The following is a 13,269-nucleotide window of genomic DNA, read 5'->3' as shown; positions in this document are numbered from 1 at the left end:
GAGAACAGCGTCAGGCCGGCAGCAGTGCGCCGATCTCCTCGCCCGCCTCGGCACCGTACGCCGCGGTCAGACGCTTGATCGCGTCGTCGCGGTTGAGTTCCCATTCCTGAGTGCCGGTGGTCTCGAGCACCAGCACGGCCACCAGCGAACCGAGTTGCGCTGCACGTTCGATGCTGGCTCCGCCCATGTGCGCAGTGAGAAAACCGGCCCGGAAGCCGTCGCCGACACCGGTCGGGTCGACCTTGCTCGTCTCGGGTACGACACCGATGTGAGTGTGTTCGCCGCCTTTGGCGACGATGTCGACGCCGCGCTTACCCAGCGTCGTGACACGCAGATCCACCTTGGCGGCGATGTCTGCGTCGGACATGCCCGTCTTCTGCTTGAGGAGCGCCCACTCGTACTCGTTGGTGAACAGGTACGCGGCACCGTCGATCAAGTCGGTTGCCTGCGCGGCGTCGAGCCGGGCGAGCTGCTGTGACGGGTCGGCCGCGAACGGGATGCCGGCAGCGCGACACTGTGCCGTGTGCGCGGTCATGGCGTCGGGGTCGTTGGCACCGATGAGAACCAGGTCCATCTTGTTCTCCGCCGCCAATGCCTCGATGGAAATATCACGGGCCTCGCTCATCGCCCCGGGGTAGAACGACGCGATCTGCGCCATGTCCTCGTCCGTGGTGCAGACGAAGCGGGCGGTGTGCGCGGTGGCGGAGACGCTCACGCCACTGCAGTCCACTCCGTGCTCTTCGAGCCAGGTTCGGTATTCGGCGAAGTCCGGTCCCACAGCTCCGACGAGCAGTGGCGCACCGCCGAGAACTCCCAGTGCGTATGCAATGTTTCCGCCGACGCCGCCCTTGCGGATGACCAGATCGTCCACCAGAAAGCTCAGCGATATGTTCGAGAGCTGATCGGCGACGATCTGCTCGGCGAACCGTCCGGAGAATCGCATCAAATGGTCGGTCGCTATCGAGCCGGATACCGCGAGAGTCACGAAGGAGGGCCTTTCGGTTGGTAAATGCTGGGGAAGTGACAGGCAGACACGACTGTGACCGATACACGCTTGCGTGTATCGGTCACAGTCGAATACGAGTCAGCTCAGTTGAACGAGTCGCCGCACGCGCACGATCCCGTGGCGTTCGGGTTGTCGATCGTGAAGCCCTGCTTCTCGATCGTGTCCACGAAGTCGATGGATGCACCCTCCACGTACGGAGCGCTCATCCGGTCCACTGCGAGGGTGACGCCGTTGAAGTCGACCGCGAGGTCGCCGTCGAGGCTTCGGTCGTCGAAGAAGAGCTGGTAGCGCAGTCCTGCGCAACCACCCGGCTGGACGGCGATACGCAGAGCGAGGTCGTCGCGGCCTTCTTGATCCAGCAACGCCTTGGCCTTGGTCGATGCGGTCTCCGTCATGGTGACCTTGTGCGCCGTGGTTTCGGTCGTTGCGGTCTCATTCGAAACGGTCATGGGTTCTCCCTATCAGTCGTACAACCCGTGAATTACTCAACCGTACTCCCGGTAGCTCTATTCCTCACGCTCGCCGCCTCGGTCGACCGCAGTTTCGGCAACGTCGGCCGCGACGCGCGCGGCCAGCTGTTCGAGCTGGTTCGCCGCGTCGGACATCGCCAGCTCCACCGATCCCGCGAACTCGGTGATGGAGTGCGCTGCCGAGATACCCGCCGAGTCCAACTCGTCAGCGGACAACGTGACCTGGCCTGCCAGAACGATCGTCTCGATGCCCGTTGCCCCTCCCGCGGCAGCAATTCTGGTCACCAGCTTCCCCCGCAGCGACTGCGAGTCGAATTTTCCCTCGCCGGTCAGCACAAGGTCGACGGAGTTCAGCAGTTCCTGCTGCCCGGTTCGTTCGGCCACCACGACGGCACCGGGGAGTTGCCTGCCACCGAGAGCGAACAGAGCCGCACCGAGACCACCTGCCGCTCCGGCACCGGACAGTCCTGCCACCTCGTGGCCGGCGGCGGCGAGCACTGCGGCCCAATCGGTGTTCAACTCCTCCAGCCGAGCGACGGTGTCTGCGTCGGCACCTTTCTGGGGGCCGAACACTCGTGCCGCACCGGCGTCGCCCAGCAGCGGGTTCTCCACGTCCGAGGCGGCAACGAGGTCGATGTCCGACAACCTCGCGACTGCCGATCCGAGACCGCCCAGCGCACGGATCATCGCGCGCCCGCCGTCGGTGCAGCTGCTTCCGCCGAGACCGACGAACACCGTTCGAGCCCCGGCGTCCAGGGCGGCGTCGAGTAGCTGACCGACGCCGTAGCTGCTCGCCTTCAGCGCAGAGAGCGCGGTGGGCGGGCCGTCGAGCAAATGCAGTCCACACGCCTGAGCCGATTCGATGTATGCCGCCGTACCGTCGAGCAGCCAGCGGGCTCGGACCGGGTTGCCGAGGGGCCCGTCCACGTCCGCGAACCGAACGGTCCCGATACGCGAGGCCAAGACCTCGACGAAGCCCGGGCCGCCGTCGGATTGGGGCGCGAGCTCGAGTTCGTCGGTCTCACGAACCGAGGCCCATCCCTTGGCGATGGCCTCGGCCGCGCCTGCAGCAGTCAGGGTGTCTCCGAACGAATCCGGCGCAATCATCACTCGCATCGTCGGAAGTCTAGGGCTGCAGCGCCGGGACTTCCATCCGCTGTTTCGCCGCTGACCTGGCCGGTGTTCGATACCGAGGAGCCATCCCATACTCTGAGTGCGTGAAGCTGCTACGCCGTGGAAACTCTGACAATTCGGACGGAAACGACTCGAACGAATCCGAGTCGACGACGGCCGGGAGCGACGCGAACCCTTCGGTGTCTCTCGGGAAGGGCCGGCCGACCCCCAAGCGCCGTGACGCCGAGTCGCGGCGTCGTGGGCCGGTTGCGCCTGCTCCCCTGACGAGCAAAGAGGCACGCGAGCGTCGCAAGGCGAACAAGGGCAGCAAGGAAGAGCGCAAGGCCGCCTCCAACGAGCGACGCGCCGCCGCAGCCGAGCGACGCTCACGCATGCTCGCGGGCGACGACAAGTACCTACTCCCCCGCGACAAGGGTCCGGTTCGCGCATACGTGCGCGACATCGTCGACGCGCGACGCAATCTCGTGGGCCTGTTCATGCCGCTCGCGTTGATCCTGATCTTCGCGTTGTTCCTGCAGCCTCAGGTGCAGCAGTACGTCACGCTCGGCATGTTCGTAATGATGCTCTTCATGGTCGGTGAAGGCATCTACCTCGGCAAGATGATCAACAACAAGATCCGGGTGCGGTTCCCCGAGACCACCGACGGCGGTTTCAAGATCGGGTGGTACGCCTTCGTTCGCGCGTCCCAGATCCGCAAGATGCGCGCTCCCAAGCCGCGAGTCAGCACCGGCGAGGCCGTCTGACGTCTGTGGACGTACCGACTCGAACCCTCGTGCTCGGTGGAGCCAGATCCGGCAAGTCCGGGCACGCGGAATCGCTTGCCGTGCTCGAGCCGGTTCGCTATGTCGCCACCGGCAGGCGCGACGCCACCGACGAGGATTGGCAGTGCCGTATCGAGCGGCATCGCGCGTCGAGACCGCAACAGTGGTCCACCGTCGAAACCGTCGCATCCCTGTCGGATGTCGTCTCGCAGCCGTGGAACGGCACCACCCTCGTCGACGATCTCGGAACGTGGCTGACGGGAATGCTCGACGACGCGGCAGCATGGGGGCTACCCCGTGGCACCATCACACCGGCCGTCGACGCTCTGGTCGATGCTGTCGCCGAGTCCACCTCCGCCCTTGTACTCGTCAGCCCAGAAGTAGGACTGTCCGTGGTGCCCGAATCCCGTTCCGGTCGCCTCTTCCGCGACGAGCTGGGACTGCTCAATTCTCGGCTCGCGGCAGTGTGTGACAGGGTTCTGCTGGTCGTCGCAGGGCTCGCGCTGCCCCTCAAGGAACCACCGGCGGACTTCATCACCGCGAAAGGCACAGTGTGACAACTCCTTCGGAAGAAGAATCGGCGTCGTCGCCGTTTCGACCGGTGTCCGCTCCGTCCCACTCGGCTCGATCGGCCGCCGCGGACCGGCAACGGGAATTGACCAAACCGGCCGGAAGCCTCGGCCGCCTCGAGGCGCTCGGTGAGTGGATCGCGTCCTGCCAGGACGCCTGCCCGCCGCGGTCCTTCGAGCGAGTGCGGGTGGTCGTCTTCGCGGGCGATCACGGCGTCGCTGCGCACGGGGTCTCGGCCTATCCTCCCGAGGTGACGGCCCAGATGGTCGAGAACATCCGGGCCGGCGGCGCAGCGGTCAACGTGCTCGCGCACATCGCCGATGCCACGGTGAGGGTTGTCGATGTCGCGGTCGACGCCGATACCGATACGTCGGTGTCCGCGTTCAAGATTCGACGGTCCAGCGGGTCCATCGACCGCGAGGATGCACTCACCGAGGACGAGGTTCGGGCCGCGATTGCTGCCGGAGCCGCCATCGCCGACGAAGAAGTGGACGCCGGCGCGGATCTTCTCATCGCAGGCGACATGGGCATCGGAAACACTACTCCTGCAACGGTATTGATCGCCACCCTGACCGACACCGAACCGGTTGCCGCCGTCGGTCGCGGCACTGGAATCGACGATGCCGGGTGGATCAGGAAGACCGCAGCCATCCGGGATGCCATGCGTAGAGCACGGCCGGTCGCCAAGAACTCCACCGACCTGCTGCGAGTTGCCGGCGGTGCCGACATCGCCGCACTTGCCGGCTTTCTCGCCCAGGCCGCGCATCGGCGAACACCGGTGATCCTCGACGGCCTCGTGGTGACAGCGGCCGCGGTGGTGGCCGAGGACGCGGCAGCCGGGGCACGGGACTGGTGGGTTGCCGGGCATCGATCGGCCGAGCCTGCGCATTCACTTGCGTTGCGGCACTTGCGTCTGGAACCGATCGTGGAGTTGGAGATGCGTCTCGGAGAAGGTTCGGGTGCACTGGCAGCACTGCCTCTGGTTCGTGCGGGCGTCGGTACGTTGAATTCGATGGCCACCTTTGCCGACTCCGGTGTCAGTTCCGGCGACAGCGAGGCCCACAGCAGTATCGAAGACCACTGACGGTGCGCAGGCGAGCCGACGCACTGGTGCTCGCGTTCTCCTGGTTGACGGTGTTGCCCGTGCGCGGCCCGGACGAGGTCGACAGGCACTCCGCCGGCCGGGCGATAGCGTTGGCTCCGCTCGTCGGTCTTGCCCTCGGCGGCATCTGGGCGGCAGTCCTGTGGGTGTCGGTCACGGCGGGGCTGTCGCCATTGCTCGGCGGCCTGCTCACCGTTGCTGCCGCGGCACTGCTGACTCGGGGCATGCATCTCGACGGCTTGGCCGACACCGCAGACGGATTGGGCTGTTACGGCCCACCCGAACGAGCGCGAGAAGTCATGAAGTCCGGCAGTGCTGGGCCCTTCGGGGTGGCGGCCATCGCCCTGATCCTGGCGATTCAGGCCGCGAGTGTCGGCCAGCTCGCGGAGCAGCAGCTGTGGTGGGCCATCGCTGCCCTGCCGGTGATCGGCCGAGTGTCGGTGGTGCTCGCGTGCCGCCGCGGAACCGACGCGTCGTCGCCGAACGGTTTCGGTGCGCTCGTCGCTGGCACGCAGTCGAACGTGACTCCGGTGCTGTGGGTGGTTGTCGCAGTGGCGATCTCCGTGTTCGCACGCGGCGATCACCCGTGGCAGGGACCGCTGGTGGTCATTGCCGTCCTGGCGCTCGGAACAGTGGTCACTCGGCACTGTGTCCGACGCTTCGGTGGACTCTCCGGAGACGTGCTCGGAGCAGGAATCGAGACCACCACTGCCCTGGCCGCGATCGGCCTGCTTCTCGGAAGTTAGCGGAGCGTGGTCATCCAACCGTGGGTGTCGGCGAACGTGCCGCGCTGAATGCCGGTGAGCGTGTCACGCAGTGCGAGCGTGATCTCGCCCGGCTCCCCGCCCGCGATCTCGAACGTTCCCTCGGTGGACTTGACGCTGCCCACCGGAGTGATGACGGCTGCTGTGCCACAGGCGAACACCTCGGTGATTTCGCCGGAGTCCGCACCCTTGCGCCATTCCTCGGTGGAGATCCGCCGCTCTTCGACGGGGATGCCTGCATCCGTCGCCAGGGCCAGCAGCGAGTCGCGGGTGATGCCGGGGAGAAGCGATCCGGACAGCGACGGCGTCACCAGGCGGGCGTCGGAGCCCGAACCGAAGACGAAGAACAGGTTCATCCCGCCCATTTCCTCGACGTAGCGGCGCTCGGTGGCGTCGAGCCACACCACCTGGTCGCATCCCTCGTCGCTGGCCTGCGCCTGCGCCAGCAGCGATGCAGCGTAGTTGCCCGCGAACTTCGCGGCACCCGTGCCGCCCGGTGCCGCCCGGACGTATTCGGTGGACAGCCAGACGCTCACCGGCTTGACGCCTCGGGGGAAGTACGCGCCCGCGGGCGAGGCGATCAGCATGTAGCGGTACGAGTCGGCGGGACGCACGCCGAGCCCGGCCTCGGTGGAGAACATGTACGGCCGGACGTACAGAGCGTCTTCGCCGCCTGCTGCGGGGACCCAGTCGTGGTCGAGTTCGAGAAGCTTCTCGATCGATCCGATGAACAGCTCGTCCGGCAACTCCGGCATCGCCAGACGGCGGGCCGAGGAGCGGAAACGCTCGGCATTGGAGTGCACCCGGAAGGTCGAGAGGTCGCCGTTGGGCTGACGGTAGATCTTCAGGCCTTCGAAGATGGCCTGGCCGTAGTGCAGCACCATCGCGGCCGGGTCGAGTTCGATCGGCCCGTAGGGCGCGATCGTCGCATCGTGCCATCCGCCGTCACGGGTGTAGTCGATGTACACCATGTGATCGGTGAAGTGCTTTCCGAAACCGGGTGCAGCGAGTACAGCGTCGCGCTCCACGGGAGTGGCGGGAGAGGGATGCTGCACGTACGCGAACTCGGAAACACCTGTCATGCCGGAGATCCTATCGTCAAGGCCGTTGCGCTCTCGCGCGGTCACCTGGTCTTCGCTGCGACGAACGGCGGCGCGACAACCTCGCAGCGCAACGCACGCCCACGGACATCGACCTCGACCTCGGTGCCCACCTCCGGAGCGGCTCCCGCGTCGAGCAGGGCGAGGGCGATTCCGATCTTGAGCGACGGCGAGAAGGTGCCGGACGTCGTCGTGCCGATCTGCTGTCCCGAAGACCTGACGGCGAGGCCGGGACGAAGGACACCACGATCGAGTGCCTTCAGTCCGCGCAGCACTCGCGCCGGTCCGCTCGCCTTCTCGGCGGTCAGGGCCTCCTTGCCCCAGAACGCGTCCTTCTTCCACCCGATCGCCCAGCCGCAACGGGCCTCGAGGGGCGAGATATCCAGTGCCAGTTCGTGTCCGTGCAGCGGGTACCCCATTTCGGTGCGCAGCGTGTCACGCGCGCCGAGCCCGCACACCTGCCCTCCGCGCGCTCTCACCGCAGCCAGGAGGGCACGGAAGAGCGGTTCCACATCTGCTGCCGCGGGAACGAGCTCGTACCCGTGTTCGCCGGTGTATCCGGTTCGGCACACGCGCACCGCTCTCGAATTCCACGTGGCGTCCTCGAACGCCATGTAGTCCATGTCGGTCGGCAGGCCCAGTTCCTGCAGCACCCCTGCCGATTGCGGCCCCTGCACCGCCAGCACTCCGAACTCGCGGTGCTGGTTCACCACCGACACACCCTCGGGTGCCTGCTCGGCCATCGCCGCGACGACGGCGGCGGTATTGGCTGCGTTCGGCACCAGAAAGACATCGTCGTCGGAGACGTAGTACGCGATCAGGTCGTCGACGACACCGCCGGTGTCCGTGCAGCACAGGGTGTACTGCGCCTTGCCGGGTTCGATTCGGTTCAGATCGTTGGTCAATACGGAGTTCACGAACGCGGCCGCTCCGGGACCGGTGACCGACGCTTTACCGAGGTGTCCGACGTCGAAGAGTCCCACGGTCTCTCGTACCGCCGCGTGCTCGAGAACGACCCCGGCATAGGACACCGGCATGGTCCAGCCGCCGAAAGGTGCGAATGTCGCGCCCAATTCGGTGTGCGCGGCGTGAAGTGGTCCCTCGATCAGCGCGGTGTCCGTCATGGCGGTCACGCTAGCTCACTTCGTGGCGGTCACGGGCCCGGCAGACCGACTGCGTTCGCCGATCGTCCGTCACTAGGATCGAGGTACGTACACGTCAACCCCTACAGGAGCAGCCACGTGCCTTCCCCTTCGACGCCTTCCCGCACTCTCGGACCCGACCTGGTCCTGGCGGGCAAGCTCGGTAAGAAAGTCGACGTTCTCGTCGTCGCGCTGAGTACGAGTGACGACGGCCTCGAACTCGCCATCACCGACGACATTTCCGACGACGCCATCGCAGCAGCGCTACTCGACGCTTTCGAGTCCGTCGGAGCCACCGGCAAGGCCGACGAGCTGGTACGCATTCCCGCACCGTCGGGCCTGTCCGTGGACAGCGTGTTGGCCGTCGGCCTCGGCAGCGCAGCCGACATCGACAGCGAGCGCATCCGCCAGTCGGCCGGAACTGCGGCTCGCGCACTGAAGGGCGTGGATACGGCCGCGACGACGTTGTCGGCACTCGACCTCGGCGCGGCCGCGGAGGGGTTCTTCCTCGGCGCGTATCAGTTCACCGAGTTCAAGTCCGCACTGTCGGCACCGAAGGCCGACGGTCTTCCCCTCGCCCGCGTCGAGTTGCTCGTTCCCGACACTCGCTCCAAGGAGGCCAAGAGCGAGCTGGCTCGATCGGTCGCCATTGCCGAATCCGTCGCTGTGGCGCGTGATTTCGTCAACACCCCACCGAGCCACCTGTACCCGGAGGAGTTCGCCGCGCAGGCCAAGGCCCTGGGTACCGCGGCCGGGTTGAAGGTCGAGATCCTCGACGACAAGACCCTGGAGAAGGACGGCTACGGCGGCATTCACGGCGTCGGCAAGGGTTCTTCGCGGTTGCCGCGACTGGTTCGCCTGACGCACTCGGGCGGTAAGCGGGGCGCGAAGAAGGTCGCCCTGGTCGGCAAGGGAATCACGTTCGACACCGGCGGCATCTCCATCAAACCCGCTGCGGGCATGGAGAACATGACCTCGGACATGGGCGGTGCGGCTGCCGTCATCGCGACGGTGATCCTGGCCGCGAAGGTCGGTCTGCCACTCGATGTCGTCGCGACGGTGCCGATGGCCGAGAACATGCCGTCGGGCACCGCGCAGCGTCCGGGCGATGTGCTGACCCAGTACGGCGGCATCACCGTCGAGGTCATCAACACCGACGCCGAGGGTCGCTTGGTGTTGGCCGACGCGATCGTGCGTGCCTGCGAGGACGATCCGGATTACCTCATCGACACCGCGACACTGACCGGAGCTCAGGTGGTTGCGCTCGGCAATCGAACGCCGGGGGTCATGGGTACCGAAGCCTTCCGCGACCGCGTCGCCGAGATCTCTCAGGCCATCGGCGAGAACGCCTGGGCGATGCCGCTGCCGAAAGAGATTCGGCGCGAACTCGACTCCAAGGTGGCCGATCTGGCGAACGTCACCAACGGCCGGGCCGGTGGAATGCTCGCTGCCGCTCTGTTCTTGAAGGAATTCGTCGCGGACGGCGTCGAATGGGCTCACATCGACGTGGCTGGTCCGGCATACAACACCGGTGGACCGTTCGGGTACACCGGCAAGGGTGGCACCGGAGTACCCGTCCGGACGATGTTCGCGGTACTCGAGGACATCGCAGAGAACGGCTGATCGCGAAAGTCCGTGCGTGCGGATCGGTGTCCGCACGCACGGACTTCGGTCACAGGTCGCGCTGCTGCTGTTCGCGCCTCTTGATGACCTTCTGGCGAGCGTCGTGGTCGCGCATTCGCTGGGGATAGCCGGTCTTGCGGACGTCGTACACCGGGATCTTCAGGTCGGGTCCGATCTTTCGTGCATATTTTTCATCCAACGGCCGACGAGTCCATTCGCCGTCGTTCGCGATCAGCACGACGGTCAGCGGGGTGACCGTCGTCTTCGGCTCGACGTAGGCCTCGACACCGATTCGCGCGGCGCTCCAATCGGCCAGGTACTGGGCGACCGACCCCTCCGGGGCTCGTTTCGCGCCCCCGCCGCTTCGCTTGAGTCGATCGAACAATCCCACGAGAACATCCTTTTCGTACGGCCGATGGATCACCGGTTCTGGTGCCGGAATGTTGTTACCCGCCAGTTTGCCAGGCGTGTTGCACGCCCTAGGGGAACGGCGAGGCGATAACAATGGAAGGATGACATTAGAGGGTTCAGCTCTCTTGATAGTGAACCAAGGCTCGTGAAGTGAGTTAGTGAATTGCCGAGAGGGAGTGTCGACGTGGGCGCTGTATCGAGCGGAACCTGCTCGATCGGTGCCGTGTGCACCGGTGCCTCCGTCGAATCGAATCACGCAACTCTCGTCCATGAACCCTGTTCCGCCAGCACAATGGTCTGCGACCACAAGTCGTAAGAACTACATCACCCGCATACAACTGTCGAGGAGTCAACAGACATGGCCTTCTCCGTCCAGATGCCAGCTCTTGGTGAGAGCGTCACCGAGGGAACTGTCACGAGGTGGCTCAAACAAGAAGGCGACACCGTCGAAGTCGACGAGCCATTGCTCGAAGTCTCCACGGACAAGGTCGATACCGAGATCCCGTCGCCTGCTGCCGGTGTTCTCACCAAGATCGTCGCTCAGGAAGACGACACCGTCGAGATCGGTGGTGAGCTCGCCCAGATCGGTGACGCGGGCGAGGAATCCTCGTCCGACGCACCGTCCGAGGACGCCGCGCCCGCCGAGGAGTCGGCACCCGAGGAGGCTGCCGAGGAGCCCACTCCCGCGGCCGAGCCCGAGCCGCAGGCCGAGGAGGAGGCACCCGCAGCGAGTGCATCGTCCGACTCGTCCAGCTCGTCCGGATCCGGCACGCCGGTCACGATGCCCGAGCTGGGTGAGTCCGTCACCGAAGGCACAGTGACCCGGTGGCTCAAGGCCGTCGGCGACGAGGTCGCTGTCGACGAGCCGCTGCTCGAAGTGTCCACCGACAAGGTCGACACCGAGATCCCGTCTCCGGTCGCCGGAACTCTGCTCGAGATCTCCGCCGAGGAAGACGACACGGTCGCCGTCGGAGGCCAGCTCGCCGTCATCGGCTCGGGATCGCCGGCCGAGAAGGCTCCCGAGCCCGAGGCCACGCCGGAGCCCGAGGCCCCGAAGGCCGAAGAGCCGAAGAAGGAAGAGCCGAAGAAGGAGGCTCCGAAGCAGGAAGCCCCCAAGGCCGAGCCGAAGCCCGAGCCCAAGCAGGAGGCTCCCAAGGCCGCTCCCGCCAAGGAATCGGCACCGTCGGGTGATTCCAGCCCGTACGTCACTCCCCTGGTGCGCAAGCTGGCGTCGGACAACGACGTCGACCTGTCGACGGTGAAGGGCACCGGCGTCGGTGGACGCATCCGCAAGCAGGATGTGCTCGCCGCAGCCGAGGCCAAGAAGGCTCCGGCCGCTCCGGCTGCCGATGCTGCGCCTGCCGCCGCATCGAAGCCCGCTGCCCCGGCCACCGCTGGTGTTCGCCCGGAGCTCGCGCACCTTCGCGGAACCACGCAGAAGATCAACCGGATTCGACAGATCACCGCGAAGAAGACGCGTGAGTCGCTGCAGACCTCTGCACAGCTCACGCAGACCTTCGAGGTCGACGTCACCAAGATCGCGGGCCTGCGCACCAAGGCGAAGGCGAAGTTCGCCGAGAGCGAGGGCGTCAACTTGACGTACCTGCCGTTCTTCGCGAAGGCCGTCGTCGAGGCTCTCAAGGCGCACCCCAACGTCAACGCGAGCATCAACGAGGACGCCAAGGAGATCACGTACCACGCCGATGTCCACCTCGGTATCGCCGTGGACACCGAGCAGGGTCTGCTCTCCCCCGTCATCCACAATGCAGGCGATCTGTCGCTCGCCGGAATCGCTCGGGCGATCAACGACATCGCCACCCGTGCACGCTCGGGCGGACTCAAGCCCGACGAGCTGTCCGGTGGCACGTTCACGATCACCAACATCGGCAGCCAGGGCGCGCTGTTCGACACCCCGATCCTGGTTCCGCCGCAGGCGGCCATGCTGGGCACGGGTGCGATCGTCAAGCGTCCGGTCGTCGTCAAGGACGACTCGGGCAACGAGTCGATCGGTGTTCGCTCGATGTGCTACCTGCCGCTCACCTACGACCACCGCCTGGTGGACGGAGCCGACGCGGGACGCTTCCTCACGACGATCAAGCAGCGTCTCGAAGTAGCGTCGTTCGAGGCCGATCTCGGCCTGTAGGCAACCAGCGAATCGCGTCTCTCACGTATTCTCGTGAGAGCGCGAAACATTCGCATCGGAGTCTCGAAAAGAGGGGCACGAACCGTGCATCCGGGGCATCATTCGTTCGCGAATGATGCCCCGTTTGCGTCAAGGAGGCTTTCGTTCACATGCGCGTAGTCATTGCAGGTTCATCAGGTTTGATCGGCACAGCTCTGGTCGCAGCACTGCGGGGCCGGAGCCACGACGTCACCCGTCTCGTTCGGCGCGCGCCGGCGGGGCCGGACGAATCCCAGTGGGATCCGTCGCGCGGGAGCATCGACACCGCCACGCTCGCCGGTGCCGACGCCATCGTCAACCTCTGCGGCGTCGGTATCGGCGACAAGAGATGGTCCGGGGCCTACAAGCAGTTGGTACGAGACAGTCGCATCGCGCCGACCGAGGTGCTCGCGGCGGCTGCCGCCGACGCTGGAGTACCCACCTTGATCAATGCCAGCGGCGTCAACTTCTACGGCGACACCGGCGACCGAGTGGTCGACGAGAGCGCCCCCGTCGGTGAGGGATTTCTCGCCGAGGTCTGTCGAGACTGGGAGAACGCCACCTCGAGGGCGTCGGAAGCCGGTGTCCGAACGATACTTCTGCGCAGCGGTGTGGTGCTGTCGCAACGCGGCGGCATGCTGGGCAAGCTCCGTCCGCTGTACCTGTTCGCACTCGGCGGACGGTTGGGCAGCGGCCGTCAGTACTTCCCGTGGATCTCTCTGGAGGACGAGATCGGTGCCATCGTGCACGGCATCGAGAACGACTCACTGCGAGGGCCGGTGAACATGGTGGGCCCGACTCCCGTGACCAATGCGCAGTTCAACAGTGCGATGTCACGGGCGGTACATCGACCTGCGCCGTGGGTGGTGCCCGGCTTCGCATTGAAAGCCGTGATCGGCGAGTTCGCCGAGGAGGCCATCCTGACCGGGCCCCGGGCAATTCCGAAGGCTCTCGAAGACGCGGGCTACGCCTTCGAGCACAACACGATCGGGGAAGCACTGCGGGTGGCCGTCGGCTCATGACGC

At 66.0% G+C, this 13,269-nt stretch carries 13 protein-coding genes; 7 read left to right on the top strand and 6 right to left on the bottom strand.

Features of this window, described 5'->3' with window-relative positions; all coding sequences use genetic code 11:
- Positions 1-10: 10 nt before the first annotated feature.
- The 3 genes from MTX34_RS15420 to MTX34_RS15410 all read right to left on the bottom strand — a co-directional run bounded on the left by MTX34_RS15420 (position 11) and on the right by MTX34_RS15410 (position 2,592).
- On the bottom strand, positions 11-985 hold the full coding sequence (locus MTX34_RS15420; protein ID WP_243609946.1) for a carbohydrate kinase family protein: 975 nt from the start codon (positions 983-985) through the stop codon (positions 11-13).
- A gap of 104 nt (positions 986-1,089) precedes the next feature.
- A complete protein-coding gene (locus MTX34_RS15415) occupies positions 1,090-1,455 on the bottom strand; it encodes an iron-sulfur cluster assembly accessory protein (RefSeq protein ID WP_068052114.1) in 366 nt (121 codons plus the stop codon).
- Positions 1,456-1,512: 57 nt separating this feature from the next.
- Positions 1,513-2,592: a glycerate kinase gene (locus MTX34_RS15410; protein ID WP_243609945.1), complete on the bottom strand. Its 1,080-nt coding sequence runs from the start codon at positions 2,590-2,592 to the stop codon at positions 1,513-1,515.
- A gap of 101 nt (positions 2,593-2,693) precedes the next feature.
- Between MTX34_RS15410 and MTX34_RS15405 the strand changes: the two genes are divergently transcribed.
- Genes MTX34_RS15405 through MTX34_RS15390 form a run of 4 tightly spaced genes read left to right on the top strand, consistent with a single transcriptional unit; the run spans position 2,694 to position 5,789 of the window.
- On the top strand, positions 2,694-3,353 hold the full coding sequence (locus tag MTX34_RS15405; RefSeq protein WP_243609944.1) for a DUF3043 domain-containing protein: 660 nt from the start codon (positions 2,694-2,696) through the stop codon (positions 3,351-3,353).
- Between the two features lie 5 nt (positions 3,354-3,358).
- Positions 3,359-3,928 carry a bifunctional adenosylcobinamide kinase/adenosylcobinamide-phosphate guanylyltransferase gene (gene cobU / locus MTX34_RS15400; protein WP_243609943.1) on the top strand — a complete coding sequence of 190 codons (570 nt, stop codon included), beginning with the start codon at positions 3,359-3,361 and terminating at the stop codon, positions 3,926-3,928.
- Positions 3,925-5,025, top strand: coding sequence for a nicotinate-nucleotide--dimethylbenzimidazole phosphoribosyltransferase (cobT, locus tag MTX34_RS15395; protein ID WP_374639741.1), 1,101 nt, complete (start codon positions 3,925-3,927; stop codon positions 5,023-5,025). The genes cobU and cobT overlap by 4 nt, the downstream gene beginning before the upstream one ends.
- A 2-nt stretch (positions 5,026-5,027) precedes the next feature.
- Positions 5,028-5,789, top strand: coding sequence for an adenosylcobinamide-GDP ribazoletransferase (locus MTX34_RS15390; protein WP_243609942.1), 762 nt, complete (start codon positions 5,028-5,030; stop codon positions 5,787-5,789).
- Here MTX34_RS15390 and MTX34_RS15385 read toward each other — a convergent pair.
- Together MTX34_RS15385 and gcvT are read right to left on the bottom strand one after the other, a co-directional pair.
- Positions 5,786-6,889: a branched-chain amino acid aminotransferase gene (locus MTX34_RS15385; RefSeq protein WP_243609941.1), complete on the bottom strand. Its 1,104-nt coding sequence runs from the start codon at positions 6,887-6,889 to the stop codon at positions 5,786-5,788. The two genes, MTX34_RS15390 and MTX34_RS15385, sit on opposite strands and share 4 nt — an antisense overlap.
- A 41-nt stretch (positions 6,890-6,930) precedes the next feature.
- Positions 6,931-8,031 carry a glycine cleavage system aminomethyltransferase GcvT gene (gene gcvT, locus MTX34_RS15380; RefSeq protein WP_243609940.1) on the bottom strand — a complete coding sequence of 367 codons (1,101 nt, stop codon included), beginning with the start codon at positions 8,029-8,031 and terminating at the stop codon, positions 6,931-6,933.
- A 117-nt stretch (positions 8,032-8,148) separates the two neighbouring features.
- Between gcvT and MTX34_RS15375 the strand changes: the two genes are divergently transcribed.
- The gene (locus MTX34_RS15375; RefSeq protein ID WP_243609939.1) at positions 8,149-9,672 is read left to right on the top strand and encodes a leucyl aminopeptidase; all 1,524 of its coding nucleotides are present in this window, start codon (positions 8,149-8,151) and stop codon (positions 9,670-9,672) included.
- A 49-nt stretch (positions 9,673-9,721) separates the two neighbouring features.
- Here MTX34_RS15375 and MTX34_RS15370 read toward each other — a convergent pair whose 3' ends face one another.
- Positions 9,722-10,063 carry an oxidoreductase gene (locus MTX34_RS15370; RefSeq protein ID WP_243609938.1) on the bottom strand — a complete coding sequence of 114 codons (342 nt, stop codon included), beginning with the start codon at positions 10,061-10,063 and terminating at the stop codon, positions 9,722-9,724.
- Positions 10,064-10,441: 378 nt separating this feature from the next.
- On the opposite strand from MTX34_RS15370, the gene sucB reads away from it, so the two are divergent.
- Both sucB and MTX34_RS15360 read left to right on the top strand, forming a co-directional pair.
- The gene (gene sucB, locus MTX34_RS15365) at positions 10,442-12,226 is read left to right on the top strand and encodes a 2-oxoglutarate dehydrogenase, E2 component, dihydrolipoamide succinyltransferase (RefSeq protein WP_243609937.1); all 1,785 of its coding nucleotides are present in this window, start codon (positions 10,442-10,444) and stop codon (positions 12,224-12,226) included.
- Positions 12,227-12,375: 149 nt separating this feature from the next.
- Positions 12,376-13,266, top strand: coding sequence for a TIGR01777 family oxidoreductase (locus MTX34_RS15360; RefSeq protein ID WP_243609936.1), 891 nt, complete (start codon positions 12,376-12,378; stop codon positions 13,264-13,266).
- The last annotated feature ends 3 nt before the right edge of the window (positions 13,267-13,269 follow it).

The sequence above is a fragment of the Rhodococcus sp. ARC_M5 genome, from assembly GCF_022810405.1.
GTDB classification, from domain to species: Bacteria; Actinomycetota; Actinomycetes; order Mycobacteriales; family Mycobacteriaceae; genus Rhodococcoides; species Rhodococcoides navarretei.
Note: the sequence above shows the minus strand (reverse complement) of the source record. Positions and strands in the feature narration are given on the sequence as shown.

Bases quoted from the DNA above. Each gene is read 5' to 3' on its own strand.
- MTX34_RS15415 (WP_068052114.1), bottom strand. From the start codon at position 1,455: ATGACCGTTTCGAATGAGACCGCAACGACCGAAACCACGGCGCACAAG.
- MTX34_RS15360 (WP_243609936.1), top strand. From the start codon at position 12,376: ATGCGCGTAGTCATTGCAGGTTCATCAGGTTTGATCGGCACAGCTCTG.
- sucB (WP_243609937.1), top strand. From the start codon at position 10,442: ATGGCCTTCTCCGTCCAGATGCCAGCTCTTGGTGAGAGCGTCACCGAG.
- MTX34_RS15410 (WP_243609945.1), bottom strand. From the start codon at position 2,592: ATGCGAGTGATGATTGCGCCGGATTCGTTCGGAGACACCCTGACTGCT.
- gcvT (WP_243609940.1), bottom strand. From the start codon at position 8,031: ATGACGGACACCGCGCTGATCGAGGGACCACTTCACGCCGCGCACACC.
- MTX34_RS15385 (WP_243609941.1), bottom strand. From the start codon at position 6,889: ATGACAGGTGTTTCCGAGTTCGCGTACGTGCAGCATCCCTCTCCCGCC.